The sequence below is a fragment of the Nocardioides sp. CPCC 205120 genome (genome assembly GCF_048654585.1).
Lineage (GTDB): Bacteria > Actinomycetota > Actinomycetes > Propionibacteriales > Nocardioidaceae > Nocardioides.
Genome location: NZ_JBMCYY010000001.1, coordinates 2,005,854 through 2,032,152, shown reverse-complemented (window position 1 = coordinate 2,032,152; position 26,299 = coordinate 2,005,854). Strand labels below are relative to the sequence as shown.

The following is a 26,299-nucleotide window of genomic DNA, read 5'->3' as shown; positions in this document are numbered from 1 at the left end:
ACCACGCCGGCCCGGGGTTGCTACAGGTAGGTCTTGCGCTGGTAGATCGCGTGCGCGCCGGCGACCCGGTCGAGGAAGAGCAGCCCGTCGCAGTGGTCGATCTCGTGCTGCAGCGCGCGGGCCTCGAACGCGTTGGCCGTGACCTCGACCTCCGCCCCGGTGCCGGGCAGCCGGCCGCGCACCACGATGCGGGTCGGGCGCTTCACGTCGCCGGTGAGGTCGGGGACGGACATGCAGCCCTCGCGCGCCTTCTCGTTGCGGCTGGAGGAGACGACGACGGCGTTGCAGAGCACGAACGTGCCGTGGTGGTCGCGCGTCTTGGGGTGCTCGGAGACGTCGACGCAGAACACCTTGGAGCCGACGCCGACCTGCGGGGCGGCGAGGCCCACGCACCCGGGGCTGACCCGCATGGTCGCGACCAGGTCGGCGGCGAGCTGCACGGTCTCGGGTGCGGTCGGGTCGACCTCGTCCCCCACCGTGGACAGCACGGCGGCGGGGGCGCGGACGACGTCGAGCACGCGACCCTCCACCGCCAGGTCGGTCTCGGTCCAGGCGGTGACCTGCTCGTCGCTCACAGCTCGTCGGTCTCCGCGGCGCGCAGCGTGACGCCCACGCCGAGCGCGTCGGCGGCGGAGTCGAGCGCGGCCCGGAGGGCGTCGACGTCGACGGTCGTGGGCAGGTCGACCTCCGCGAGCAGCACGTAGAGGTCGCCGGACAGGCGGGTGGTGAGGTCGGTGACGTTGCCGCCGACCTCGGCGACCACGCCGACGACGGTGGAGACGATGCCGGGACGGTCACCGCCGTGGACGGTCAGCACGTACGGCGCACCCGCCGCCGCGCCCGCGTGCTCGTCCGGGACCTCGCGCACGGTCACCGTGAGGGTGCCGTCGGCGCTCAGCTCCTCCAGCGCGCCCGCGATGCGGCCCTCGGTGGCGCCTCCGGCGCACACGAGGGTCATCGCGAAGTGACCGCGCAGGAGCGTCATCGAGGTGTCCTCGATGTTCAGCCCGAGGTCGGCGAGGAGCGCCGTGGTCTGGGCGATGATGCCGGGGCGGTCGTGGCCGAGGACGGTGATGGCGTGCTGCGTCACCGGGGCATCCTCTCAGCCGGCGCGCCCGGGCGCACCTCGGCCCGGGTCAGGCGAGCGACGCGGCGATGCCGTCGAGGATGTCGGCGACCGACAGGGTGATCGCGTCCACGCCGGCGCGGGCCAGCACGCGGTCGAGGATGACGGCGCCCGCGCCGATGACGTCGGCGCGGCCCGGGTGCATCACGGGGAGCGCCCGACGCTCCTCGACGGAGAGGGCGAGCAGGCGCGCCACCTCGTCGCCGACCGCGCCCCGGGGCAAGACGGCCTGGTCGAGCCGGGCGGGGTCGAAGGCGGGCAGGCCCAGCGCCCCGGCACCGACGGTCAGGGCGGTGCCCGCGACGCACACCACCTGGGCCGCGCGCGCCGGGTCCACCGGGCTCGCGTCGAGGGCGGCCTCGACGTCGGCGACGCAGGCGGCCACCTCGTCGGGCGTGGGCGGGTCGGAGTGCAGGTGCCGCTCGGTGAGGCGCACCGAGCCGACGTCCATGGAGTGGGCCTCGCGCGCCACCAGGGCACCACCGGGGCCGCCCTCGGGGTCGCGGTCACCGAGCACGAGCTCGGTCGAGCCGCCGCCGATGTCGACGACCAGGACGGGCAGGGCGGGCTCGTGGCGCAGGTTGCGCACGGCGCCGGCGAACGACAGCTGCGCCTCCTCCGCGCCCGAGAGCACCTCCGGCTCGACGCCGAGCCGCTCGAGCACCCCGGCGCGGAACACGTCGGCGTTGGCGGCGTCGCGGGTGGCCGAGGTGGCGCAGAACCGCACGCGCTCGACGTCGTGCTCGCGCAGCAGGACGGCGTACTCGTCGAGGGCCGCGAACGCCCGCTCCAGCGCGGCGTCGGCGAGGCGGCCGGTGCGGTCGACGTCCTGGCCGAGCCGCACCATGCGGGAGGTGCGCAGGACGGCGCGGGTCGGCGTACCCACGAACAGCTTGATCGTGTTCGTGCCGCAGTCCACGGCGGCGATCACGACGTCGCTCCCCCGTCGGCCGGCCCGTCTGCGGTGACGCACGGACCGCTCTCCCACCAGGCCCCGAGGGCGTCGAGCACCTCGTCGCCGAGCGGGTTCACGCCCCGGCCCTGCGCGAGGGACTGCCCGGCGAGCACGTGGAGGCACTTGACGCGGTCGGGCATGCCGCCCGCGGAGATGCCGGCGATCTCGGGCACGCCGCCGACGCGGGGCTCGAGCTCGGCGCGCGCCGCGAGGTAGCGCTCGTGCGCGGCCGCGTAGGCCGCCGCGAGCTCCGGGTCCTCGCCGAGGCGGGCCTGCATCTCCTTCATCGTGCCGCCGCCCTCCAGCGTCCCGATGCGGGACGCGGCGCGGGGGCAGGTCAGGTAGTACGTCGTGGGGAACGGCGTGCCGTTCGGGAGCCGCGGCAGGGTCGTGACGACGTCGGGGTTGCCGCACGGGCAGCGGTGGCCGACCTCGGCGATGCCACGGGGCTCGCGGCCGAGCTGGGCGGCGATCGCGGCGCGGTCGGGCTCGGCGATCGTCTCGGCGGGCTCGGCGGGGGGCTGGGCGCCGGGCGCGTCGCTCACTCGGTCTCCTCGGGGGTGGTGGGTGCCGGGATCGACGCGGCGGGTCCGGGGTCGGCCGCGGCGGCGCCCTCGGGGTCGCCGGCCGCCTCCACGGAGTCCCAGGCGGTGTCCCACCAGGCCGTGGTGACCTCGTCGTCCGGACGGTCGACGGGCTCCGACAGGGTGCTGGTGGCGTCGAGCGGGGTGCCGTCGGGCTGCACGACGACGTACGACGTCTCCCCCGGCATCACGTAGTCGAGCCGCTCGCGGGCCTGGTTCTCGACGTACGCCGGGTCCTCCCAGCGCCGCTTCTCGCGCTCGAGGGCGTGGATGTCGGCCTGGGTCGCGTCGATCTGGGCGCGCAGGTCCTCGAGGTGCTCGCGCTGGGTCAGGTAGGCCCGCAGCGACGAGGCGTAGGAGACGGTCAGCACGGCGAGCACCAGCACGAGGATGGCGGCGCGGCCGGTGAACCGCGGTCGGCGCGGCGCCGGTCCGCGGCCGGTGGCGGGACGGCGGGCCGCCGGCACCCGCGCGGCCGGGCGCGCGCGGCCCGGGCCGCTGCCCGGACCGGTGCGCGGCCTGCGGGCCCCGGGGCCGGACGACCGTGCCCGGCGGCGTTCGTCGACCACGGTCGTCCTCCCCTGCTGCTCGTGCTTCGCGGTGCTGGTGCGGTGCTGGCGGTGCGGTGCTGGTGCAGTGCTGCTGGTGCGGGTCAGCCCTGGAAGCGCGGGAACGCGCCGGCACCGGCGTAGCGCGCGGCGTCGCCGAGCTCGTCCTCGATGCGCAGGAGCTGGTTGTACTTCGCGACCCGCTCGGAGCGCGCGGGGGCGCCCGTCTTGATCTGGCCGCAGTTCGTCGCGACGGCGAGGTCGGCGATCGTGACGTCCTCGGTCTCGCCCGAGCGGTGGCTCATCATGCAGCGGTAGCCGTTGCGGTGCGCCAGCTCGACGGAGTCCAGCGTCTCGGTGAGCGAGCCGATCTGGTTGACCTTCACGAGCAGCGCGTTGGCCTGGCCGCCGCTGATGCCGCGCTGGAGGCGCTCGACGTTGGTGACGAACAGGTCGTCGCCGACGAGCTGCGTGCGGGCCCCGAGGGTGTCGGTGATGGCCTTCCAGCCCGCCCAGTCGTCCTCGTCGAGCGGGTCCTCGATCGAGACGATCGGGTACGCCGCGACGAGCTCGGCGTAGTAGGCCGTCATCTCCTCGGCCGACTTCGAGGCGCCCTCGAACGTGTAGACCCCGTCGGTGCAGAACTCGCTGGCGGCCACGTCGAGCGCGAGCACGATGTCGCGGCCCAGCTCGTAGCCGGCGGCCTGGACGGCCTCGGCGATGAGGTCGAGCGCGGCGCGGTTCGACGCCAGGTCGGGGGCGAAGCCGCCCTCGTCGCCCACGCCGGTGGCGAGGCCGCGCTTCTTCAGCACCGACTTCAGCGCGTGGTAGACCTCGGCGCCGCTGCGCACGGCGTCGGCGAACGTCGGGGCGCCGATCGGCGCGACCATGAACTCCTGGACGTCGACGTTGGTGTCGGCGTGGGCGCCGCCGTTGAGGATGTTCATCATCGGCACGGGCAGCACGTGGGCGTTGGGGCCACCGACGTACTTGTAGAGCGGGAGGCCCGCCGACTCGGCCGCGGCCTGCGCGGTCGCCAGCGAGGCGCCGAGGATCGCGTTGGCGCCCAGCTCCGCCTTGTTGGGGGTGCCGTCCAGCTCGAGCATGGAGGCGTCGACGAGGCGCTGGTCGTCGGCGTCGAGGCCGACCAGCACGGGCGCGATGCGCTCGCGCACGCCCTCCACCGCCTGCTGCACGCCCTTGCCGAGGTAACGCTCGCCCCCGTCGCGCAGCTCCACGGCCTCGAAGGCGCCCGTGGAGGCACCGCTCGGGACGGCGGCGCGTCCGAGGACGCCGTCCTCCAGGAGGACCTCGACCTCGACGGTGGGGTTGCCGCGCGAGTCGAGGATCTCGCGGGCTCCGACGGCGACGATGCTTGCCATGTTGCTCCTGGGTCGGGGTACGCCGCACCGCGGCGCACGACGTGGGGTGGTCGTGCCCGGCCGGTGGGCACGGGCGCCACCGACCGCCGGTCAGCCTAACGGGGCCGGGCCCCCGTGACCCACGGGCTCGCCGGGGCGGCGGGGGCGCGTCGGTACAGTCGACGAGGTGATCGAGGCACCCGTACCCCGCGCCGACGGCGCCGCCCTGGCCGAGCTGGTGCCGGTCATGCGCCGGCTCCGCGCCGAGTGCCCCTGGAAGTCCGCGCAGACCCACCGCACCCTGGCCCGGCACCTGCTCGAGGAGACCCACGAGGTGCTCGAGGCGCTCGACACCGGCGACACCGCGCTGCTGCGCGAAGAGCTGGGCGACCTGCTGCTGCAGGTCTACTTCCACGCCGCCATCGCCGAGGAGCGGGGCGACTTCGACGTCGACGACGTCGCGGCCGACCTCCACGCGAAGCTGGTGCGCCGCAACCCGCACGTGCTGGGCGGCGACGACGCGCGCGGCGCCGCCGGGGGCGCCGGCGACGCGGTCCCCGATGCCGCCACGGTCAACGAGACCTGGGAGGCGGTGAAGGCGACGGAGAAGCGCCGCACCTCCCCCGTCGACGGGCTCCCCGCGACGCTGCCCGCCCTGCTGTGGGCCGACAAGGTGCTGGACCGCGCGGCGCGCGCCGGCACCCCCGTCGAGGTGCCCGGTCCCGCCGCAGACCCCGCCGCCGACCCCGCCGACCCCGCCGGTCCCACTGACCTCGGCGACCGCCTCCTGGCGCTCGTCGCGGAGGCCCGGGCGACCGGCACCGATCCCGAGCAGGCCCTGCGCGACGCCGTACGACGGAGGCTGTGACCATGCGCCGAACCCGACCCGGACTGCGCCGCAGCGAGCGGCACGTGCGGCTGGAGCGACCGCTGGCGGAGGTGTGGTCGGTGCTCGCCGCGCGCCCCGACGGCGACGCCCCCCGCTGGTACGCCGACGCCGCGCCGCTCGTGCTGCGCGCCCGCATCGACGACCTCGCCCGGGCCGTGCTCGGCGACCCGCCCCGGCCCGAGGTGCGCCGCGGGGAGGACGCGCCCGGCCCGCCGGGGCTGCTCTCCACCGGGGACACCGCGGGGTTCTGGGACGTGCTCGCCGCCGACCACGTGGCGCACCGCCTGCGCCTGCAGGCCCGGGTGCACGCGCCCGGCCAGGTGCGGCTGACGACGTGGCTGACGCCGCGCGAGACGGGCTGCCGCCTGCACCTGCGGATCACGTTCCGCCCCAGCGGCCTCATCGGTGCCGCCTACCTGCTGACCGACCTGCCCGCCCGCGAGCTCGTCACCGAGGGCGTGGCCCGGCGCATCGTCGCCGACGTCGGCCGCTAGCCCCCGCAGCGCTGCCCGGCCGGCAGCGCCGCCACCTGCTCCGGGGTCACGGGGGCGTCGGAGGCGAACGTGGTCGCCCGGGCCTCCTCGCCCTGCGCCACGCTGATCCCGTCGCCGTCGATCGACAGCACGCCCTCGTCGTACTGCCCCACCCGGGGGTTGACGCGCACGTCCGCGCCCTCGACGGCCTGGGCCGCCGCGCCCGCCACCGCGGGGTCGGAGAGCGCGTTGCCGAGCGTCAGCAGGCGCACGGTCTCGCGGGCCACCTCCGGCTGCGCACCGGCGTCCTCCAGCTCGTCGACGAGGTCCTCGGCCTGCGGCGGCGGGGCGAGCAGGTCCTCGCCGGCCTCCTCGCGCAGGGCGGCGCCGTACACCCACAGCTGCGCGAAGCCCGCGCGCACGACCGCCCGCGGCTGCGCCCCCACCCCGACGTCGCCGATGTAGCCGCAGTAGGCGCTCGTCACGGCGTCGAGGCGGTCGACCTCGAGCCGGTCCCCGCCGACGGCGACGGCCACCCGGGGGTCGGCGTCGCAGCCGGAGGCGAGGAGCGCGGTCACGGTCAGCGAGGCGAGCGCGACGCCCACCCGGGCGGCACGACGTGGCGTGGTGATCACCGTCACACCGTAGCGGTCACGACTCCCGCGGGTCGATCACCGCGTCGATGACCTGCGCGCACCACTCCAGCAGCGCGAGCCCCGTGATCGGCTTGCCGGCCACCACGGCGGTCTGCGGGCGGGGCACGAGGATCGTGTCCGTCGACTGCTTGACCAGCGACTTCGGGTAGAGCCGCTGCAGCCGCACGGTGCGCGACTCCGGCAGCGAGACGGGGGCGAAGCGGACGTTCTTGCCCGCCATGGTGACCTCGCGGATGCCGGCCTGCCGGGCGCGGGCCCGGAAGCGCGCGACGTACAGCAGGCTCTCGACCTCGACGGGGGGCTCGCCGTACCGGTCGACCAGCTCGTCGCGCAGCACGTCGACGTCCTCGTTGGAGCGCACCTCCGAGAGCCGCTTGTACATCTCCAGGCGCAGCCGCTCGCTCGGCACGTAGTCGTGCGGCAGGTGGGCCTCGACGGGCAGCTCGACGCGCACCTCCTCGAGCTGGTCGTCGACGGTGCCCTTGAAGTCGGCGACGGCCTCGCCGACGAGGCGGACGTAGAGGTCGAAGCCGACGTCGGCGATGTGGCCGGACTGCTCCCCGCCGAGCAGGTTGCCGGCGCCGCGGATCTCGAGGTCCTTCATGGCGATCGCCATGCCGCCGCCGAGGTCCGAGTGCTGCGCCAGCGTCGCGAGCCGCTCGTGCGCGGTCTCGGTCAACGGCTTCTCGCCGGGGTAGAGGAAGTAGGCGTAGGCGCGCTCGCGGGAGCGGCCGACGCGACCGCGCAGCTGGTGGAGCTGGCTGAGGCCGAGGGTGTCGGCGCGCTCGATGATCATCGTGTTGGCGTTCGAGACGTCGAGGCCCGACTCGACCAGCGTGGTGCAGACGAGCACGTCGAAGCGCTTCTCCCAGAAGTCGAGCATCACCTGCTCGAGCTGCTTCTCGTTCATCTGCCCGTGCGCGGTCGCGACGCGGGCCTCCGGCACGAGCTCGGTGAGCCGCTGGGCCGCCTTCTCGATCGACTGCACCCGGTTGTGGATGTAGAAGACCTGGCCGTCGCGCAGCAGCTCGCGACGGATCGCGGCGACGACCTGCCGGTCCTCGTAGGCGCCGACGTAGGTGAGCACCGGGTGGCGCTCCTCCGGCGGCGTGGTGATCGTCGACATCTCGCGGATGCCGGTGACCGCCATCTCCAGGGTGCGCGGGATCGGCGTGGCGGACATGGCGAGCACGTCCACGCTCGTGCGCAGCCGCTTCATCTGCTCCTTGTGCTCGACGCCGAAGCGCTGCTCCTCGTCGACGATGATGAGGCCGAGGTCCTTGAAGCGGATGTCGGGGTTGAGCAGCCGGTGCGTGCCGATGACGACGTCGATCTCGCCCTTCGCGAGGCCCTCGAGGACCTCGGTGGCCTCCTTGTCGGACTGGAACCGGCTGAGCGCCTTGAGCACGACCGGGAAGCCGCTCATCCTCTCGGCGAACGTCGAGTAGTGCTGGGTGACGAGCAGCGTCGTCGGCACCAGCACCGCGACCTGCTTGCCGTCCTGCACGGCCTTGAACGCGGCGCGCACCGCGATCTCGGTCTTGCCGTAGCCGACGTCGCCGCAGACCAGGCGGTCCATCGGCATGGTGCGCTCCATGTCGCCCTTGACCTCGTCGACCGTCGTCAGCTGGTCGGGGGTCTCCGCGAACGGGAACGCGTCCTCCAGCTCGCGCTGCCACGGCGTGTCGGGGCCGAACGCGTGGCCCTGCGTGGCCTGGCGCGCGGCGTACAGCTTGATGAGCTCGGCCGCGATCTCCTTGACCGCCTTGCGGGCGCGGGCCTTGCGCTTCGTCCAGTCGCCGCCGCCGAGGCGGTCGAGGCTGGGCTGCTCGCCGCCCACGTAGCGGGTGACCTGGTCGAGCGTGTCAGCCGGGACGTAGAGGCGGTCCGGCGGCGCGCCGCGCTTGGACGCGCCGTACTCGAGCACGAGGTACTCGCGCACCGCGCCGCCCACCTCGCGCTGCTTCATCTCGATGAAGCGGCCCACGCCGTGCTGCTCGTGCACGACGTAGTCGCCGGCCTTCAGCTCCAGCGGGTCGATCTGGCGCTTGCGGCGCGCGGGCATCTTGCGCATGTCGCGCGTCGAGGCCTTCTGCCCCGACACGTCCTCGCCGGTGAGCAGGACGACGCGGTTGGCCTCGTCGACGAAGCCCTGGGCCAGCGAGCCGCAGGTGACGGTGACGACGTCGGCGGGCGGCAGGTCCTCGAGCTGCTCGACCATGCGGGCGGGCACGTCGCGGTCGGCGAGGGCCTCCACGGTGCGCTGCGCAGGGCCGTGGCCGGGGTGCACGACGACGACGCGGTAGCCCGAGCGGTGCCACGACGACACATCGGCCAGGGCCCGCTCCACGTCGCCGCGGTAGGCCTCCGCCGGGCGCGGTGACAGGACGCGGACGGGTACGCCGGCCGTGGCCGCGTCGCGTCCGCTCGCGTCCCGGGGGCCGTCCGGGTCGTCGTCGTCGCCGATGCCGAACGGGCTGACGCCCCACCAGGCCTGGCCGCGGCCGAGCGCGTGCTCGCGGACGTCGGCGTACGCGTGGTACGACGCGGCGCCCAGGTCGATCGGGGCCTCTCCCCCGCTGGCCGCCGCGGCCCAGGAGGCGCCCAGGAACTCCTCGCTGGTGGCGACGAGGTCCGCCGCGCGGCGGCGGGCGCGCTCGGGGTCGAGCATCAGCACGTGGGTGTCGGCGGGGAGCACGTCGACGAGCAGCTCCATGTCGTCGACGAGCACCGGCGCCAGGGACTCCATGCCCTCGACCGCGATGCCCTCCGAGATCTTCTCCGTCAGCTCGCGCAGCTGGGGGTGGGCCTGCCCGAGCTCGGCCGCGCGACGGCGTACCTCGGGGGTGAGCAGGAGCTCGCGGCACGGCGGCGCCCACAGGCGCTCGACCGTGTCGACGGTGCGCTGGTCGGCGACGGAGAAGGTGCGGATCTCCTCGACCTCGTCGCCCCAGAACTCGACGCGCACCGGGTGCTCGTCGGTGGGCGGGAAGACGTCGACGATGCCGCCGCGCACGGCGTACTCCCCGCGCTTCTCGACGAGGTCCACGCGGGCGTACGCCGCGCCCTCCAGCCCGGCGACCACGTCGTCGAGCCGCGCCTCCTGGCCCGGCACCAGCTCGACCGGCACGAGGTCGCCCAGGCCCTTGACCTGCGGCTGCAGGAGGCTGCGGACGGGGGCGACGACCACGGACACGGGGCCGTTGGTGGCGTCGGTGCCCGGGTGGGCGAGGCGGCGCAGCACGGCGAGACGGCGCCCGACCGTGTCGCTGCGCGGGCTGAGGCGCTCGTGCGGCAGCGTCTCCCAGCTCGGGAAGTAGGCCACCCGGCTCGGGTCGACGAGGTCGCCCAGCGCGGAGACCAGCTCCTCGGCGTCCCGCGTCGTCGGGGTCACCGCGAGCACCACCCGGCCCGTGTCGACGAGGCCCTTGACCACGAACGGCCGCACCGCCGCCGGTCCGGTCAGGTCGAGGACGCGCTCCGACCCGTCGCGCGCGCCCGCGAGCGCGCTGTCGAGGGTCGGGTCGGCCAGGACGGCGTCGGCGAGGCCGGAGAGGTGCACGAGATTGCTCCTGGGGAGGGCGTGGATCGGCTCGGCGCGCACCACCACGACCCCTCCGCGGCGCGACCCGGGGAGCCGGGCCGTGACGGAGGGGTGGGAGAAGGCGCCCCGCCAGCCTACTGGCGCCGCCCCGGTACCCCGCCCGCGCTGTCCTGGTGCGGGTGGGTGCGCGGCGTTCCGGTGGTCGAGGTGGGCGCGCCGCTCCGGTGGTTGAGGTGGCCGCGCTCCTCCGGTGGTTGAGGTGGCCGCGTTCGTCCGGTGGTTGGGGTATGAGCGCGCGGCATCGGTGGTTGGTTGGGCACGCGGCATCGGTGGTTGAGGTGGCCGCGCCGCTCCGGTGGTTGAGGTGGCCGCCCCGCTCCGGTGGTTGGGGTATGAGCGCGCGGCATCGGTGGTTGGTTGGGCACGCGGCATCGGTGGTTGAGGTGGCCGCGCTCTTCCGGTGGTTGAGGTGGCCGCGCCAGCGGCCCTCGAAACCACGGTCCTCAGCCTGGACAGACCCGATCGAAGATCCCTTGAGTTTTCTTTCCCCAGCCCCCGACTTCGGACCCAGAACTGTCGGTGGTCGCCCCTAGCGTTGTCGTCATGAACCAGCCGAGCACCGCAGTCGTCGAGGCCCCTCCGGCCCTCGACACGACGGCGCTGCTCGCGACCGCCCGCGCGGCCGCAGCCGCCCAACAGGCGGCCGAGGTCACGACCTTCGTCGCCGTCGCGGACTGGGCCGACGCCCACACCGAAGGTGTGGTGGGTGACCCGATCGGGCCTCTCGGGCTGTGGCACGAGGACCCCGACGCGGTCCCCGGCGGGGACCGGTTCCTCGAGCTCGGCGGACCGGGCGCACCCCTCGTGTCGGAGTTCTGCCTGTACGAGATCTCCACAGCGCTGGGGCGCTCCGTCGCGTCCGGTCGCCCGCTCGTCGGTGACGCCATCGAGCTGCGCCACCGACTTCCCCGCCTCTGGGAGCGCGTGCTGGCCGGCGCGGACCCGGCGACGCAGAAGCGGGCGCTCCCGGTGTGGCGGGCCCGCAAGATCGCCGCGCTCACCCGCACCCTGACGGCTGAGGGCGCGGACTTCGTGGACCGCAACCTCGCCCCGGTCGCCCACCGGGCCACGATGCCGACGGTCGAGCGGCTGGTCGCCGAGGCGGTCGCGCGGTTCGACCCGGAGAAAGCCGAGCTCGACCGGGCCGACGCCGACGCGGGCCGCTACTTCACTGTCGAGACCGACCCGGTCGACGCGGCGTCACCCTGGACCGGCGTGGTGCCCGTGCACGGGACTCTCGACGTCGCGGACGCTCTCGACCTCCAGAACGCGGTCCAGCGGGTGGCTGCCGACCTCGCCGCGGCGGGTTGCGACGCAGACCTCGACGTCCGCCGCTCCATGGCCGTCGGTGAGCTCGCGCGACGACAGACCACGCTCGACCTCTACGGCGCCGAGGCTGACGTCGAGGAGGCGGCGAGTTCGAGCCGGACGCCCGCCCGTCAGGTGGTGCTCTACGTCCACCTCAGCGACGCCGCGATCGCCGCCCACCGCAGCGGCGACGGGCCCGGGATCGACCCGGCCACCGGCGCCACCGGCATCGACCTCGCCCGCCTCGAGAACACCCGCAGCCTGATCACCACCGACCAGGTCCGCGACTGGTGCCGCGCACGCGACACCAAGGTGATCCTGAAGCCCGTCATCGACCTGACCGAGCACGTCGCGGTCGACGCCTACGAGATCCCCGACCGGATCGCCGAACGCGTCCGCCTCGACCGCCCCACCTGCGCCTTCCCCTACTGCGGACGACCAGCACGCGGGCTCGACCTCGACCACATCGAGCCCTACCGGTCGAACGCGTCACCGGGCGCGGGCCAGACCTCGACCGACAACCTCGCCCCGCTCTGCCGCGGCCACCACCGGGTCAAGACCCACCCCTCACCGACCGGGGCCAGCCCGCCAGGTTCGGACCCGACGGACCGGCGATGGCGCTACCACCGCGACCCGCTCGGCACGTACGTCTGGACCAGCCCGCACGGGCTCCGGTGCGCCGTCGACTCCACCGGCACCACGCCGCTCAGCTAGCCGACCCAGCTAGCCCTCGTCACGCCGACCCCGCCACAGCACCACCGTGTCGGGGCCAGCGGCATGCCCGGGCGTGGTTTCGAGGGCCGCTGGCGCGGCCACCTCAACCACCAGCGACGGGCCCGCCCACCTCAACCACCAGCGACGGGCCCGCCCACCTCAACCACCAGCGACGGGCCCGCCCACCTCAACCACCAGCGACGGGCCCGCCCACCTCAACCACCAGCGACGGGCCCGCCCACCTCAACCACCAGCGACGGGCCCGCCCACCTCAACCACCAGCGACGGGCCCGGCCACCTCGACCACCGGCGTACCCGCGCGGCCACCCCGACGACCCGGCGTACTCCGCGGACATGCCGGAACGGCATCGTGTCGCGGTGTCAGCGGTAGTCACCCACTACCGCTCCTACCGCGACCGGCGACCCGGCGAACGGCTCAACGGCCCTCGGCGGAGCGCGCCGCGTACCCGGACGCCGCGGCGTGCACGGCGTCCACGTAGGACTGGTCGTGGTTGTAGGAGAACACCGCGTCCGACCAGCCCTGTCCCGTCGCGAGGTCGTTGTCGTCGTGGCAGAGGTAGCGGGCGGCGGCGTACGCGGCGTCGTCGAGGTCGTTGGGGTCCGCCTCGCCGTCCCCGTCGCCGTCGGCGCCCCACCGCGCCCAGGTGGAGCCGATGAACTGCATCGGGCCCACGGCGTGGTCCCACACGGTGTCGCCGTGCCACCGCACCAGCGCGGGGTGCGACGGGATGGCGGCGAAGCTGCCGGTGCCGTCCAGCGCCGGGCCCAGCACGGGCGGGCTCGAGCGGCCGTCGAGGCCGAGGATGCTGCCGGAGATCGTTCCGTGGCGGGACTCGACGTACCCGATCCCCGCCAGCGTCGCCCACCCGATCGCGCACTCCGGGTCCTCGGCGCGCACCCGCAGCTCGGCGACGGCGTACGCGTTGGCCGCGACCGGAGGCAACCCCGTGCGGGCGGCCACGTCGGCCGTCCACGCGGGGTCCACGACCGGGACGACCGGCCGGCCCGGCGGCAGCAGCGGCTGCTCCGCCGCGGGCGGCGGGGCGACCTCCCCGAGGGCCGACGTACCGGGCTCGACCGCCGGCTCCGGCGTCGGCTCCCGCGCCGCCCACCACGCCGCGCCGAGGAGGGCGACGGCGACGACGACCAGCAGGCCGGGTACGGCGTGCCTCCCGCGCCGCGGGGCCGCTGCGGGGCGGCGCGCGGCGGCCTTCTTGGTCGGCGTCCTCTTCACTGGGGCCTTCTTGGCGGGGGCCTTCTTGGCCGGCGTCCTCTTCGCTGGGGCCTTCTTGGCGGGCGCCCTCTTGGCGGGCCGGGCGGCCGGCTTGCGCGGCTGGCTCACGCCCCGGCGAGGGCGGTGAGCACGCGGTCGGCCAGCTCGGGCCGGCACACGACGAGGTCGGGCAGGTAGACGTCGGCCTGGTTGTAGCGCAGGGCCGAGCCGTCGATCCGGCTGGTGTGGAGCCCGGCGGCGCGCGCGACGGCGACGGGCGCGGCGGAGTCCCACTCGTACTGGCCGCCGGCGTGCACGTAGGCGTCCGCGACGCCCCGCACGACCGCCATCACCTTGGCCCCGGCCGACCCCATCGGCAGCAGGTCGGCGTCGAGCGCCGCGGCGACCACGTCGGTCACCGCCGGCGGACGGCTGCGCGAGACGACGAGCCGGGGTCGCCGGCCACCCGCCGCGGGCGGGGACATCCGGGGCGCGGCCGTCGAGAAGGTCTCCTCGAGCGCCGGCTGCGCGACGGCGCCGACGGTGAGGTCGCCGCCGCCCGCGGGGTCGGCCGGGTCCCGCTCCCACAGGGCGACGTGGACGGCCCAGTCCTCGCGGGGCGGCTCGCCGTACTCCCGCGTGCCGTCGAGCGGGTCGACGATCCACACGCGCTCCGACTCGAGCCGCACGAGGTCGTCGCGGCCCTCCTCCGACAGCACGGCGTCGCCGGGACGCGCCCCGGCCAGCAGGCCGACGATGAGCTCGTGGGCCACCCGGTCGCCGGTGTCCTTCAGCTGCGACGGCTCCCAGCTCTCCGCGACGCCCCGCACCCGCAGGTCGAGCAGCTGCTCACCGGCGACGGTGGCGAGGTGGGCGGCGAGCGCGTGGTCGTCGTACGACGACAGGTCGGTCCCGGGCACGGGCCCCAGCCTAGGTCGTGCGGGGGCGTCCCAGCCCGTCGGCGGCGAGCACGTCGAGGATGGCGTCGGCCGCCTCGCCCGACCCCCGCTCACCGCCGCCCGCGAGCACGGCGCGGCGCACCGCCATGTCGAGCAGGTAGAGCCGCGCGGTGAGCGGCCCGGTCCGCACCCGGCCCGCCGACCGCGGCTCCGCCGAGCGCGCCAGCAGGTCGACCGCCGCCCGGCCCGCGGAGGCGCCGCCGACGCTCGTGGCGCGGGCGAACTGCCAGTTGTGCCGGTCGAGCGCGAGCGGGGCGCTGCCCTCGCCGTACTCCCAGTCCCAGACCACGAGCCGGCGCCCGCCGTCCGCCCAACCGAGGTTCCACGACGACCAGTCGCCGTGCCGCAGCCCGTGGGGCAGCACGGTGCGCCCGTGGAGGCGGCGCACGGCGTCCAGCACCGCCGCGCACCGCGTGCCCCGCTCGGCCACGGCGGCGTCGGTGGACGCGACGAGGTCCGCCGCTTCGACCCCGAGGCGCGCCAGCCAGGGGGACTCGGCGAGCGCCGGCGCGGAACCGCGGGCGGCGCCGACCAGCGCGTCGAGCCGCTCCCACGTGCTCGCCGGGTCCGCGGCGTCCGCGGGGGCGACGTCGTGCGGCAGCGGCGTCGTGCCCAGCACGGCGACCCCGTCCTCGTCGTGCCACAGCACGGGCCGGGGCACGAGGAGTGCCGCGTCGCCGACGAGGTCGGCCGCCCGGGCGGCTGCCAGGGCCCCGGTGCGCTCGCGGCGCAGCGCGGCACGCCGCTCGCGCCCCGCACCGACCTTGAGGAAGAGCAGCGGGTGACCGGTGGCGTCGGTGACCAGCACCGTCGGCCGGGCCGTGCCGTCGCGGTCGAGCACGGCGAGGCTCAGGTGCAGCTCGTGCTCGGGCCGCCCGAGCGACCCCGCGGCCAGCGCCCGCAGCCGCAGCGCGTCCCGCTGCGGCACGACCCGCACCACCGCGTCCGCGCGGGCCCGGGGGCCGGCGAGGAAGGCCGCGGCCACGAGCGAGCGGGCGGCCCGGCGGCGCGGGGCGCGCAGGCGGTTGCCGTACATCAGGACGGCGTGCCGCGCCCGGCGCGGCAGGCCGCGATCCACGACGTACCGCACCCGCCCGCCGTACCGGACGAGCTCGTAGGCCTCGCCCGCCGGGGAGCCTGACCGGGCCGGGGCCAGCGCCGCGCCCGCTCCGCCGCGGAGCGGCCAGACGACGGCCGCGGTGCGGGCCCAGGCCGGGTCACCCCCCGGCGTCACGAGATCGGCGCGTTCCACGACCCGCTCCTCAGCGCCCGGGCAGACGGACCAGGTTGGCCTGGCTCCGACCCTGCACCGTGGTGAAGCCGCCACCCATGACGACCTGGCGACCGTCCGTGGCCAGCGTGCGGGAGAGCAGGAGCGTGTCGGGCTGCGTGCTCACGCCGCTCGTCATCACCTGGAACCCGCTCTTGACCCGCCCGGTCGACCGGTCGAGCACGTGCATCGCGACGTAGCGCCGCGGGTTGGTCTCGCCGAACCCTCCGGCCGCGCTGCAGTCGTGCGCGTGGGAGGCCACGTAGATCTCGTTGCCCAGCGGAAGCACGTCGAAGGTGTCGCCGTAGCAGCGCGAGTACCACCGCACCGCGCCCGTCGCCGTCGCGATCGCCTGCACGCCCTCCTTGCGGTTCGTCGAGCCGGACCGGTCGTCGCGACCGGCGAGGTAGAGCGTGTCCCCCACGACGTGCAGGGCGGTCGCCCAGTTGTACGGCGCGAGGAGGTAGTCGGAGCGGAAGCCGCCCACCGTCGCCCCGGTGCGGCCGTCGACGGCGCCGACACCCTGCGCGACGCGGCCGTTGACCCGCTGGAACGGGCCCCCGACGAAGACGCGTGCGCCGTCCGCCGAGACCGCCAGGGCCGTCGTGCGCAGCGCCTCGCCCGCGACCGGGGCGCTGATCACCGGACGCCACGGCGTGACCTCGCGGGTCGTGAGGTCGAACGCCGCCAGGCGGTCCCGGCTGGTCCAGCTCGCGACGCTGAAGGCGCCACCGACGTAGAGGGTGCGGCCGTCGGGCGAGATGGCCAGCGAGCGCACGGTGCCGTTGACGCCGTTCCAGCCGACCTGGCCGAGGAAGCGGCCCGTGGCGGTGTCGAACATGGCGAGGTGCTCGGCGGTCTGGCCGTCCACGGAGTTGAAGTCACCGCCGACGTACAGGGTCCTCTTGTCGGGCGACAGCACCATCGCGTGCACGGTGCCGGGCGAGCCGTCCCACTCGTTCGTCAGGCGCGGCGCGAACGACGGGACCAGCGCACCCGTCGCCGCGTCGAAGGCCACGAGCCGGCCCTGGCCGGACTCGCTCGTGCCGGCCGCCGCGCCGGAGGGCCGGGTGGAGGTGAACGCCCCCCCGGCGTAGATCCGGCCCGCGGCCATCTCGACCGCCCAGACGGGGCCGTTGGTCTGCGACATCGGCACGGGCACGTCGCTCACCACGGTCGCCGCGGAGGCGCCGGGGGCCGCGACGACCTGCCCGAGGAGGAGCGCGAGGACGGCAGCCACGACGGTGCCGGCCGCGCCGGCCCGTCCCTGCCACCTCCCGCGGGGTCTCGTTCCGGCGCCGGCGCCGGTGCTGGTCTGTGCCACGGTCTCGTCTCCTGTCGCGCCGGCGGAGCCGGCGGTGGTGGGGGTGGTGGGGGTGGTGGGGGTGGTGGGCGTGGTGGGGTGGTGCTCGTGCGGTGTCCGGGGCCGTCCGAGCGGCCTCACCACCACACCTCCGTGCCGAGGAGCCGTGCGAGCTCCTTCGTGTGCGGCTCGTAGTGGGCCCGCAGCTCCTCGGCCGGACCGGCCGGCAGGGCGTCGCCCGGAGCGCGGTTGCGGCGGGTCGAGGCGGGCGGGCGACGGTCGAGACCGACGTGGTCCTGCACCCGACCGAGGGCGGCGGCGGGGTCGGCGTACATGTCCTCGCTGCGCAGCACCAGCACCCGGTCGGGGCCGTAGGCCTCCAGCCACGCGGCGACCTGGTCGGCGTACTCGCCGCGGGCGCGGTAGGAGTACCAGTCGAGCGCCCGCGGGTGGTAGGTCGGGTCCGCGGCCAGCCGCTCCCGCTCCCCCGCCAGCCGACCGGGCTCCGCGGCGAGCGCCTCGGCGAACCCGAGGGACTCCACCCCGGCCTTCACCCGCTCGCGGTAGTGGGAGTAGGCCCGCTCGACGGGGTCGCGCAGCAGCACGACGATGCACGCGTCCGGCAGCACCTGGTGCGCCCGCGTGGCCACGCGGGGGTCGAACAGGTACGCCGGGTCGGCCTCGACGGCGAGCGCCGCGCCGTGCCGCAGCGCATGACGGCGCCGGGTCGCGGTGGTCGGGAAGTGCCCGCGGTACCAGGCCTCGGACCGGTCCGCGTGCCGCGTGAACCAGTGCGGGCTCTTCACGTGCTGGGCCGCGGGCAGCAGCGGCAGCACCTGCGGGTGCGACAGCAGGGCCGACCACAGGAACGTGGTGCCGCTGCGCTTCGCCCCCACGACCAGGACGTCGGGACCGGGGCGCCAGGCGGCGGTGGCCGTCCCGCCGAGGCGTACGGCGGTGCCCACCGCCTGCTTCGCGGGCTGCGGCACCAGCGACTTGGCCCGCCGCAGGGCTGTGGAGTCGTCGAGGCTGCTCACGGGTTCCTCCATCGGGACGGGCGGTCGGTCGGACGGGTGGCGGGCAGCCGCAGCGGCGGCAGGTCGAGCGGGCGGCGCGCGAGCTGCAGGAGCGCGGCGTACGCGACGGTGCCGAGCAGCGCGTGCGCGGCGAGCCACGACCACGTGGGCTCGGCGAGCAGGCGCAGGAGCAGACCGGGCAGGCCGTAGGCCAGGAGCGCGCAGGCCCCCGCGACGAGCACGGGCCGCCACGGCAGGCGGATCCCCGTGCGACGACCGCCGCGCACCAGGCCGAGCCCGGAGTCGAGGGCCAGGCACCCGGCCCACGCGATCGCGGCGCCGACCAGCCCGATCCGGGGCACGAGCACGAGGTTGAGGCCGATGTTGAGCGTCAGCGCCACCGCGGTGTGGGCGGCGGTCAGCGCGCTGCGTCCCGCCATGAGCAGGGCTGCGGTGACGTTGCCCATCGCGACGTAGGCGAGCATGCCGAGCGCGACGACGGTCAGCGCCGGCGCGGCCTCCGCGAACTCGGGGCCGACGACGCCGAGCACCAGCGGCGCGTGGACCGCGAGGCCGAGGAAGATCGGCCAGGAGACGAGGACGAGCCAGACGGTGGTGACGGCGTAGACGTCGCGGAACGCGGCCCGGTCGCCGCGCGCCCAGGCGCCGGCCATCGCGGGGGCGCTCTGCAGCCGCAGGGCCTCCATCGCCATGGTGCCGGTGGTGACGAAGCGGCTCGCCGCGGCCCACGCGCCGGCGGCGGCCGGGCCGAGCAGGATGCCGACGACGATCACGTCCGCCCACACGATCGCGAGCTCGAGGCAGGACGCGACGCCGCGCGGGAGGTTGAACGCCCACAGCGCGCGAGCCTCGCCCCGCACGTCGGGCGGCCCCTCCGGCAGCACGGGACCCGCCGGCGCGGCGGGAGCGGCGGCGGCGCGGGCGCGGCGCACGCCCCGCAGGAGGAGCGCGGCGGCGGCGACGTCCATGAGCACCAGCGGCCCGGCGTAGCTGACCAGCAGCCACTCCGCCGGGGCGTCGACCCACCACAGCAGCCCGACGGCGAGCAGGCGGGAGGTCGGGAGCAGCACCTGGTAGAGCCACACGAAGGGCAGGACCGAGCCGAGCGAGCGGGTGCCGTTGAGCGCCGCCTGTCCGGCTGCGGAGACGACGAGGGTGCCGACGAGCACCCAGCAGAAGGCGGTGACCGTCGGGCGGTCGGCCACCGGGAAGGTCGCGGCGATGTCGTCGACGAGCACGGCGAGGGTGGCGGCGACCACGAGGCTCCACAGGAGCACCGGGGTCAGGGTGAGGCGCACCGCCCGCCAGGCGCGCTCGTGGTCGCCGACGGCGCGGTGGCCCGACAGCGCCCGGACGAGGCCGGTGTCGCTGCCGGCGAGCGCGACCCCGTTGAGGATCATCAGCACCGCGACGGCCTGGAAGTAGAGCCCCGCCAGGTGGGCGCCGAACAACCGCCCCAGCACGATCGTCAGCGCGAACCCGCCGAGGGCGGCCGCGACCGACCCCACGAGGGAGACGGCGCCGCTGCGCGCCATCTCCCTGCGTTCGGCCGGCCGCGGCGTCAGGGGCCGCGGCTCGTCAGATACCGCGACCACGGGCGTGCAGCGCGGACTGGATGCGGGTGGCGCTGACGATGCGGCTGAGCACGAGGGCGGTCAGCACGACCCGGGGCTCCCGGCGGTTGTCGGTCCAGGCGCGCCGCATCCAGGTGCGGGCCTCGCGCCGCTCGCCGGCGGCGGCGTGGGCGAACGCGATCTGGCCGGAGATGCGGGCCCGGCCGCTCGGCGACGCGGCGAACTCGGGGAACGCCGCGAGCAGCGCCGACAGGGCCCCGGCGACCATCTGCCACCGGCTGAAGAAGTACGACCCGCCGTTCCAGTGGATGTCGGCGACGACGTCGTCGACGAGCCCGATGGTGCCGGCGCGCGCGAGGCGCAGCAGCAGCTCGTAGTCCTCGGCGTAGCCGCCCGGCAGCTCCTCGTCCCAGCCGCCCACCACGGCCACCGCGCGGCGCCGGTAGAGCAGCGCGGACGGGTGCAGCTCCATGACGCGGTCGTCGAGCAGGTCCTGCAGGTGCACGCGGTGGCGGGGGGCGCGCCGTACGACGTGCACGTCACCGCGCACGATCCGCACGCTTCCGCCCACGGCGAGGAGGTCGGGCTCGGCGAGCAGCTCGCGGACCTGGGCGTCCAGGCGGCCCGGCAGCCACGCGTCGTCGTCGTCGCAGGTGGCGAGCAGCTCGTGCTCGGCGAGCGCGAGCCCGCTGTTGCGGGCGCCGGCCACGCCGGGGCGCCGCGTGTTGCGCACCACGCGCAGCGACTGGTGGGGGCGCAGGGGCTGCGGGAGGCCCAGCGAGGCCGGGTCGCGGTCGTCGTCGAGCACGACGACGAGGTCGACGGGCCCCTCGTAGGTCTGCTCCCACACCGACATGACCGCCCGTTGCAGGGTCTCGGTGCGGCCGTGGGTCGCGATCGTGACGGAGACGGCGGGGTGGCGCTCCGCCCGTCCCGCGCCGTGCACGCCTGCCTCACTCATCGCCCTCGACCTCCACCCGTCCGAGCACGGTGACGTCGACGGCGGCGAGGTGCAGGCGGGCCACGTCGAGCGCGTCGGCGGCCCAGCGGCTCGTGCCGACGACCACCACGACGCCGTCGCAGGCCTCGAAGTCGATCCGCCAGTTCGGCAGGGTGACGTCGAGCAGGTCGATCTCGAGGCGCCCGTCGGCGCCGACCGCCCGCACGCCGCGGCGCACGAGGTCGGCCGCGCTCGGGTCGAGGTCGGGGGTGACGTAGACGCCGAGGCGCAGCTCGGCGCCCGGGTCCTCCTGCTCGCGCCGCAGCAGCCAGCCGGTGACACCGAGGCCGATGGGCGCCAGCGCGCCGTCGGGGGCGTCGCGGCGCACGGCGGCGAGCACGTTCAGGTCGTCGGCGAGCACGGGAACGTCTCGCCCGCCGGTGCGGATCGCGCCGCGCTGCGACGTGGACCCCCCACCGGGGACCTGGTCGCGGGCGCCCGAGCGACGACGCCGCACCGCACCCGCGAGACCGCCACCGGGGGCTGCGCCCGAGCCGGCGAGCGCGAGCTGGCGTGGCGCGTTCGGCGACCGCAGGTGCCACAGGTACGCCGACACGAGGCCGAGCAGGAGCCCCCCGAGGAGGCCGGCCAGGACGTGGGCGGCGGGGGCGAGCGAGGTCTGCCGGGCGGTGCCCGCGGCGGCCCCGGCGACCTTGCCCGGGTCGACCACGGTCTCCTCGAGCGTGATCCGCTCCTCGACGAGCTCTGCGGCGCGCGGGTCCTCGGCGTCGTAGGCCGCGATGAGGTCGGCCAGCAGGGCGTCGTGGCTCTCCCAGCGCTGCACCGCCTCCTCCTGCGCCCGCTCGAGGTAGACCTCGGCGGCGGTGTCGGCGCGCTCCTCCGCCTCCTCGGCGTCGTCGTCGGTCCAGGTGAAGAGGAGGTAGTTGCTGTTCGTCTCCGCCACCACGCCCAGGCGGCGCGCGACGTCGTCGGCGGTCGTGCCGTCACCGATCTCCTCGGCGATCGCCTCGCGCACCGGCGGGGTGCGGGTCAGGGCGACCTGGTCCTCGGCCCACAGGGTGTCGGGGCGGAAGTCGCCGACCGGCACGAGGCCGCTGCCGACCCGCACCGTGGCCGTCGCCGCGTACGTCGGCTGCGAGAGCCCCGCGACGAGGAGCCCGGCGAGGAGCCCGAGCGCCATGCCGACGAGCAGGTGCAGGCGGTGGGCGCGGACCGCGGCGGCGAGCGTGGGGAGCCGGCGCAGCTCGCGCCGCTCACCCGCCGTCTCGTCGGGTCCGGTGGTCTCGTCGGACCCCGGGAAGGCGTCCGGGGTCGTGGTCTTCTCGTCATGCATGGTGAGCGGTCACCTTCCTGGGGTGGAGGACCGCGGGCGCGGCGCTGGTGGCGCCGGCCGCGGGAGAGGTGGGGTGGAGGCGGCGCACCCCGGTGAGGGCGAGCGCCAGGAGGGTCACGGCGAGCGGCACGGGCAGCACCTCGTAGAAGGCGATCTGCACCAGCAGCGCGGGACCCGTCGCGTGGAGCCAGACGTCCGCCGAGCGGCCGTCGCGGGGGCGGGCGTGCCACCAGACCGCGGCCACGGCCACGACGAAGACCACGGCTCCCGCGATGCCCTGCGAGACGAGGATCGTCCACAGCTGACCGTGGGTGCCGATCGAGACGTCGTTGCTGTCGGCGAGACCGGCGGAGGACTGCGGTGCGCCCCAGCCGAAGAGGGGCGAGCGCAGCGCCAGGTCCCACGACGCCTGGTAGAGCGTCTCGCGCGTGCTGGTGTTGGCGTACTCCAGCCGGGCGGTCAGCACGCGCCGCACCGGCTCGACGAACCAGATCGTCGCCGCCAGGCCGGCCACGGTGCCGCCGACGGCCCCGAGCGCCCGGAGGTCGCCGGTGGCGGCACGGCGGACGACGACGTACCCCGTGGCGACGGCGATCGTCACCCAGCAGCCGCGGTTGAGCGAGACCAGCACCGGCGGCACGGCGGCCACCAGCAGCCCGGCGAGCAGCACGCGGTCGCGGCGCCGGGAGGCGGCGCAGAACGCGTGCACCACCACGGGGAAGCCGATCCCGACCGCGGCACCCCAGTCGTTGGTGTAGGCGAAGAGCGGGCTCGGCCGCGGCGAGCCGTAGAGCCCGTCGTACTCCGAGAACTCCGGGTGGGTCAGCGACGTCACGAAGGGGTCGTCGAGCCCGACCGCGCGGGTGAGCGCCTGGAAGGGGCTGGTGAACTGCAGGTTGTCGACGAGGATGCCCGGGTACGCCAGCAGCACCGCCGCCGCCCACAGCGCGACCAGCCACGTGAGCACGCGGCGCCCCGGCAGGCCCCGGTCGAGCGCGTTCCACACGACGACCGCCATCGCGACGACGCTCGCGTAGAGCGCGAGCCGGAACCCGTACGCCGCGACGTAGCGCACGGTGCTCAGCATCAGCGCCGAGACGAGCACCCAGCCGAGGAAGAGCAGCAGCACGCCGTACCCCGGCGGGAGGGTGACCACGCGGCGGTTGACCGCCAGCCACAGCACGACCGGTACGGCGGCGACCACCCACGCGGGCACCTGCACGCCGAGTGCCCACCACAGCGGGTAGGCCAGGAGCAGGAGCGCGACCGGCCGCACCGCCGAGGTCAGCTCGGCAGGGGTGGAGGTCGAGGTCGTGGCCGTGGGGCGCGGGTCGCTCACGCGGCCACCTCGCGGACGCGGCGGGCGGGCACCCCGGCGTACACCCCGCCGCCGGCGAGCCGGCCGGTGACGACGGCCCCGGCGGCGACGACGCAGCCGTCCTCGACGACCGCCCCCGGGAGCAGGGTGGCGCGGGCGCCGAGCCACACGTTGTCGCCGACGCGGGTCGTCAGGTACTCCGCGTCGCGGGAGGTGCGCCCGGCCCCGTCGCGCCCGTGGGTGGCGGTCAGCACCATCACCTGGGGGGCGAGGTGGCAGTCGGCGCCGATCTCGATCCGGCCCCGGGCCACGTCGAGGTAGCAGTCGTGGTTGACGAAGGTGCGCTCCCCCACGCTCAGGGCACGGCCGGTGATGGTGACGCCGCTGAAGACGTTGCGGGTGCGCACGTCGAGCCCGGCGGCGCGGTAGACCAGCCACCGCAGCGGCCGCGGAACGAGCGCCGAGCCGGCCACGACGCCCAGGACGAGGTGGCGCCAGGCGATGCCCGCGTCGAGGCGTACGGCGGCACCCGCCCGCCGCAGGCCGCTCACCGGTGCACCCGCGACAGCAGGGCGCGGCGCACCGAGCGGACCCGGCGCTCCCGGTGGCGGACGAGCTCGTCCACGTGGTGGCCGAAGCGGGCGGCAGCCTGCCCGGCGGCGTCGTCCCCCTCCTCGTCCACGCGCGGGCCGGTGCCGGCCAGCGCGTCCAGGACGGCCGCGCTGACGTCGGCCCGTCCGGTCGCCAGCCGCACCATCCCGGCGTCCCCGGCGACCTCGGCGAAGCGCTGCTGGTGGCCGTCGACGTGCTCGCCGAGCGCGGGGTCGCGGGGCACGCAGACGGGCACGTGACCCGCGCGGCGCGCGTCCATGATCGTGCCGGGGCCGCCGTGGCACACGACGACGTCGGCGCCGCGCACGAGGCGCACCAGGTGGTCGTGGCCCACGAAGGCGTGGCCCTCGGCCACGCGGGGCTCGGCGCTATGGCCGTGCTGGACGACCACGTGCGCCCGGCCCTCCAGCGCCCCGGCCAGCGCGTCCATCCAGTCGACGAGCCGGTCGAACGGGTGGTGGTCGGTGCCCAGCAGCGCCACCACGAGGGGGCGGCCCGGGTCCACGGCGGTCACAGGAGCGGTCCCACGAGGGCGGCGTCCGGGTAGACGTCGAGCTGGGTGTCCCACTGCACGACCCGGCGCGTGGTGAAGGGGCCGCACAGGCGACCCGTCATCGTCGGCGAGTCGACCCGGTCGTAGACCTCGAGGAACACGGTGGGGATGCGGAGCACCCAGGCGAGCACGAAGAACGGCACCGCCACGCCGGCGCCGGCGCTCACCACGACGTCGGGCCGCTCGCGCCGCAGCACGCGCCAGGCGAGCACCAGGTTGCGCAGCAGGTTCGCGACGTTGCGGGTCGTCGGCGAGTAGGAGGTGACGACGCGCTCGTCGGCGAGCCGGTCGCGCACGTCGGGGGTGTCGGGGCAGACCCAGGTGCGCTGCCGCTGCTCCCACCAGGGGCGCAGCGCGAGGAGCTGCGCGAGGTGGCCGCCCTGGGTGCTCACGAGCAGCGCGCGCTGCCCCGGCACGGCGGCGATGTCGGTCATCAGTAGGCTCCTTTCGCCCGCAGGACTGCGGACACGGTGCGGACGCAGATGACGAGGTCACCCGCGATCGAGAGGTCGTCGGCGTAGGCCAGGTCGAGGTCCACGCCGTCGCTCCAGGGGAGGTCGGAGCGGCCGCTGACCTGCCACAGCCCGGTCAGCCCGGGCTTCACGGCGAGGCGGCGGCGGGCGGTGTCGTCGTACGCCGCGACCTCCGCCGGCAGCGCGGGGCGCGGGCCGACGAGGGACATGTCGCCACGCACCACGTTCCACAGCTGCGGCAGCTCGTCCAGCGAGGAGCGGCGCAGGAGGCGACCGACCCGGGTGACGCGCGGGTCGGCCCGGATCTTGAAGAGCACGGCGTCGGACTCGTTGAGGTCGGTGAACGCGTGGCGCAGGCGCTCGGCGTCGGTGCCCATCGTGCGCAGCTTGTGCATGACGAAGGGCCGGCCGTCGCGGCCGACCCGCACCTGGTGGAAGAGGGCGGGGCCCCGGCTGTCGAGCCGCACGGCGAGGGCCAGGACCGCCAGGAGCGGGGAGACGAGGACGAGGGCCACCGCGCCGACCGCCCGGTCGACGACGGCCTTGGTGATGCGGTGCGCCGCACCGTGGCGCGGCGGCGCGACCGTGAGCACCGTGCGTCCGGCCGGGCCCCCGAGACGGCCCAGGCCGAGGCGCCGGGTGGCGACGGCGGGAGCGGTGAACCCCAGCGGCACGCCCGTCGCCTGCAGCTGCCAGGTCACGGCCCGCACGGCCCGTGGGGCGAGGCCCGTGCCGGGCGCCAGGAGCACGAGGTCCGCGCGGGTCTCGACGACCGTGCGCGCCAGCGCCGGGGCGGCGCCGGTGTCGAGGTCGACGCCCACCGTGGCCACCGGGGCGACGGGGCCGCCGGCCTCGGGCGTGGCCCGGCGAGCCGACGGGACGAGGAGCACCACGCGGGGCTGCCCGCGCCACGCCGCGACCGCGGCCCGGAGGACGGCGACGAGGAGCGCGGTGATCGCGACCGGGAGCACGAGCACCGGGACCGGCGCCGCGAGCAGACCGGCAGCGACGGCGAGCGCGAGCAGGCCGGAGGCGACCAGCACGGTTCGGGTCAGGCCCCCCAGGTCCGTCCGCGTGACAGCGGCGTGGGTCGGGCGGGAGCCTGCGAGCACCACCCGCGCCGCCCACCAGGAACCGGCCACGAGACCCACCGTGGTGGGCGCCAGCACGCCGGCGACCGCTCCCCCGGCCGGGACGACGAGCGGCAGGGCGACCTCGCCGAGCGCCAGGACCAGCCGGGAGCGGCGGACCCGGCGGACCCGGCCGACCCTCGACCGCGTGCCGACGGCGACCGCGGTCGGCTCGGCGTCCCCCTCCGGGCCGGGGGCACCCGCGGCGCGGCGAGCGCCCGCGGCGACGGACCGCACCGTGGCGTGACCACGCCCACCGCCCGACACCTCGCGAACCACGCCCGACACCCACGTCTCCTTGACCTCGACCCCACTTCCGGGGTG

24 protein-coding genes are annotated in these 26,299 nt (G+C 75.9%); 3 read left to right on the top strand and 21 right to left on the bottom strand.

Going from position 1 to position 26,299, the window contains the following annotated elements; translation table 11 throughout:
- Positions 1-20: 20 nt before the first annotated feature.
- The 6 genes from ACOACO_RS09505 to eno form a co-directional block, all read right to left on the bottom strand.
- The gene (locus tag ACOACO_RS09505; protein WP_420295982.1) at positions 21-575 is read right to left on the bottom strand and encodes a peptide deformylase; all 555 of its coding nucleotides are present in this window, start codon (positions 573-575) and stop codon (positions 21-23) included.
- On the bottom strand, positions 572-1,090 hold the full coding sequence (locus tag ACOACO_RS09500; protein ID WP_420295981.1) for a glycine cleavage system protein R: 519 nt from the start codon (positions 1,088-1,090) through the stop codon (positions 572-574). Before ACOACO_RS09500 ends, ACOACO_RS09505 begins: the two co-directional genes overlap by 4 nt.
- Positions 1,091-1,136: 46 nt before the next feature.
- Positions 1,137-2,057 carry an exopolyphosphatase gene (locus ACOACO_RS09495; protein WP_420295980.1) on the bottom strand — a complete coding sequence of 307 codons (921 nt, stop codon included), beginning with the start codon at positions 2,055-2,057 and terminating at the stop codon, positions 1,137-1,139.
- Positions 2,054-2,626, bottom strand: a complete 573-nt coding sequence (locus ACOACO_RS09490) for a DUF501 domain-containing protein (RefSeq protein ID WP_420295979.1) — start codon at positions 2,624-2,626, stop codon at positions 2,054-2,056. The genes ACOACO_RS09495 and ACOACO_RS09490 overlap by 4 nt, the downstream gene beginning before the upstream one ends.
- Complete coding sequence (locus tag ACOACO_RS09485) at positions 2,623-3,234, bottom strand: FtsB family cell division protein (protein ID WP_420295978.1); 612 nt, start codon at positions 3,232-3,234, stop codon at positions 2,623-2,625. The genes ACOACO_RS09490 and ACOACO_RS09485 overlap by 4 nt, the downstream gene beginning before the upstream one ends.
- 83 nt (positions 3,235-3,317) lie before the next feature.
- The gene (gene eno, locus ACOACO_RS09480; RefSeq protein ID WP_420295977.1) at positions 3,318-4,595 is read right to left on the bottom strand and encodes a phosphopyruvate hydratase; all 1,278 of its coding nucleotides are present in this window, start codon (positions 4,593-4,595) and stop codon (positions 3,318-3,320) included.
- Positions 4,596-4,761: 166 nt separating this feature from the next.
- Between eno and ACOACO_RS09475 the strand changes: the two genes are divergently transcribed.
- Positions 4,762-5,442: a MazG nucleotide pyrophosphohydrolase domain-containing protein gene (locus tag ACOACO_RS09475; protein ID WP_420295976.1), complete on the top strand. Its 681-nt coding sequence runs from the start codon at positions 4,762-4,764 to the stop codon at positions 5,440-5,442.
- A gap of 2 nt (positions 5,443-5,444) precedes the next feature.
- A complete protein-coding gene (locus ACOACO_RS09470; protein ID WP_420295975.1) occupies positions 5,445-5,957 on the top strand; it encodes a DUF2867 domain-containing protein in 513 nt (170 codons plus the stop codon).
- Here the strand turns inward: ACOACO_RS09470 and ACOACO_RS09465 are convergent.
- Together ACOACO_RS09465 and mfd are read right to left on the bottom strand one after the other, a co-directional pair.
- Positions 5,954-6,571: a hypothetical protein gene (locus tag ACOACO_RS09465; protein WP_420295974.1), complete on the bottom strand. Its 618-nt coding sequence runs from the start codon at positions 6,569-6,571 to the stop codon at positions 5,954-5,956. The genes ACOACO_RS09470 and ACOACO_RS09465 overlap by 4 nt on opposite strands.
- Positions 6,572-6,587: 16 nt before the next feature.
- Positions 6,588-10,154, bottom strand: coding sequence for a transcription-repair coupling factor (mfd, locus tag ACOACO_RS09460; RefSeq protein WP_420295973.1), 3,567 nt, complete (start codon positions 10,152-10,154; stop codon positions 6,588-6,590).
- Positions 10,155-10,739: 585 nt separating this feature from the next.
- Between mfd and ACOACO_RS09455 the strand changes: the two genes are divergently transcribed.
- Positions 10,740-12,218, top strand: coding sequence for a hypothetical protein (locus ACOACO_RS09455; protein ID WP_420295972.1), 1,479 nt, complete (start codon positions 10,740-10,742; stop codon positions 12,216-12,218).
- Between the two features lie 436 nt (positions 12,219-12,654).
- Here the strand turns inward: ACOACO_RS09455 and ACOACO_RS09450 are convergent, their stop codons facing one another.
- The 13 genes from ACOACO_RS09450 to ACOACO_RS09390 form a co-directional block, all read right to left on the bottom strand.
- Complete coding sequence (locus tag ACOACO_RS09450; RefSeq protein ID WP_420295971.1) at positions 12,655-13,473, bottom strand: lytic murein transglycosylase; 819 nt, start codon at positions 13,471-13,473, stop codon at positions 12,655-12,657.
- A 104-nt stretch (positions 13,474-13,577) separates the two neighbouring features.
- Complete coding sequence (locus ACOACO_RS09445; protein WP_420295970.1) at positions 13,578-14,372, bottom strand: 3'(2'),5'-bisphosphate nucleotidase CysQ; 795 nt, start codon at positions 14,370-14,372, stop codon at positions 13,578-13,580.
- Positions 14,373-14,382: 10 nt separating this feature from the next.
- A complete protein-coding gene (locus tag ACOACO_RS09440; protein WP_420295969.1) occupies positions 14,383-15,663 on the bottom strand; it encodes a hypothetical protein in 1,281 nt (426 codons plus the stop codon).
- A gap of 10 nt (positions 15,664-15,673) precedes the next feature.
- Positions 15,674-17,005, bottom strand: coding sequence for a YncE family protein (locus ACOACO_RS09435; RefSeq protein ID WP_420295968.1), 1,332 nt, complete (start codon positions 17,003-17,005; stop codon positions 15,674-15,676).
- 116 nt (positions 17,006-17,121) lie between these two features.
- On the bottom strand, positions 17,122-18,021 hold the full coding sequence (locus ACOACO_RS09430) for a sulfotransferase family protein (RefSeq protein ID WP_420295967.1): 900 nt from the start codon (positions 18,019-18,021) through the stop codon (positions 17,122-17,124).
- Entirely contained in the window at positions 18,018-19,556 is a 1,539-nt protein-coding gene (locus ACOACO_RS09425; protein ID WP_420295966.1) for a lipopolysaccharide biosynthesis protein, read from the bottom strand. Before ACOACO_RS09425 ends, ACOACO_RS09430 begins: the two co-directional genes overlap by 4 nt.
- A gap of 43 nt (positions 19,557-19,599) precedes the next feature.
- On the bottom strand, positions 19,600-20,556 hold the full coding sequence (locus ACOACO_RS09420; RefSeq protein ID WP_420295965.1) for a glycosyltransferase family 2 protein: 957 nt from the start codon (positions 20,554-20,556) through the stop codon (positions 19,600-19,602).
- Complete coding sequence (locus ACOACO_RS09415; RefSeq protein ID WP_420295964.1) at positions 20,549-21,889, bottom strand: hypothetical protein; 1,341 nt, start codon at positions 21,887-21,889, stop codon at positions 20,549-20,551. Before ACOACO_RS09415 ends, ACOACO_RS09420 begins: the two co-directional genes overlap by 8 nt.
- Entirely contained in the window at positions 21,882-23,228 is a 1,347-nt protein-coding gene (locus tag ACOACO_RS09410) for an O-antigen ligase family protein (RefSeq protein WP_420295963.1), read from the bottom strand. The genes ACOACO_RS09415 and ACOACO_RS09410 overlap by 8 nt, the downstream gene beginning before the upstream one ends.
- Complete coding sequence (locus ACOACO_RS09405; protein ID WP_420295962.1) at positions 23,225-23,758, bottom strand: acyltransferase; 534 nt, start codon at positions 23,756-23,758, stop codon at positions 23,225-23,227. Before ACOACO_RS09405 ends, ACOACO_RS09410 begins: the two co-directional genes overlap by 4 nt.
- Positions 23,755-24,333 (bottom strand): glycosyltransferase, encoded by a 579-nt coding sequence (locus ACOACO_RS09400; protein WP_420295961.1) that lies wholly within the window; start codon positions 24,331-24,333, stop codon positions 23,755-23,757. Before ACOACO_RS09400 ends, ACOACO_RS09405 begins: the two co-directional genes overlap by 4 nt.
- Complete coding sequence (locus ACOACO_RS09395) at positions 24,330-24,806, bottom strand: UDP-N-acetylglucosamine--LPS N-acetylglucosamine transferase (protein WP_420295960.1); 477 nt, start codon at positions 24,804-24,806, stop codon at positions 24,330-24,332. Before ACOACO_RS09395 ends, ACOACO_RS09400 begins: the two co-directional genes overlap by 4 nt.
- Positions 24,806-26,263 carry a sugar transferase gene (locus ACOACO_RS09390; protein ID WP_420295959.1) on the bottom strand — a complete coding sequence of 486 codons (1,458 nt, stop codon included), beginning with the start codon at positions 26,261-26,263 and terminating at the stop codon, positions 24,806-24,808. The genes ACOACO_RS09395 and ACOACO_RS09390 overlap by 1 nt, the downstream gene beginning before the upstream one ends.
- Positions 26,264-26,299: the final 36 nt, after the last annotated feature.

What these genes read in the sequence shown, in the direction of transcription:
- ACOACO_RS09395 (WP_420295960.1), bottom strand. Translation starts at nt 24,806, where the DNA reads ATGACCGACATCGCCGCCGTGCCGGGGCAGCGCGCGCTGCTCGTGAGC.
- ACOACO_RS09470 (WP_420295975.1), top strand. Translation starts at nt 5,445, where the DNA reads ATGCGCCGAACCCGACCCGGACTGCGCCGCAGCGAGCGGCACGTGCGG.
- ACOACO_RS09425 (WP_420295966.1), bottom strand. Translation starts at nt 19,556, where the DNA reads ATGGCGCGCAGCGGCGCCGTCTCCCTCGTGGGGTCGGTCGCGGCCGCC.
- ACOACO_RS09415 (WP_420295964.1), bottom strand. Translation starts at nt 21,889, where the DNA reads ATGCATGACGAGAAGACCACGACCCCGGACGCCTTCCCGGGGTCCGAC.
- eno (WP_420295977.1), bottom strand. Translation starts at nt 4,595, where the DNA reads ATGGCAAGCATCGTCGCCGTCGGAGCCCGCGAGATCCTCGACTCGCGC.
- ACOACO_RS09455 (WP_420295972.1), top strand. Translation starts at nt 10,740, where the DNA reads ATGAACCAGCCGAGCACCGCAGTCGTCGAGGCCCCTCCGGCCCTCGAC.
- ACOACO_RS09420 (WP_420295965.1), bottom strand. Translation starts at nt 20,556, where the DNA reads ATGAGTGAGGCAGGCGTGCACGGCGCGGGACGGGCGGAGCGCCACCCC.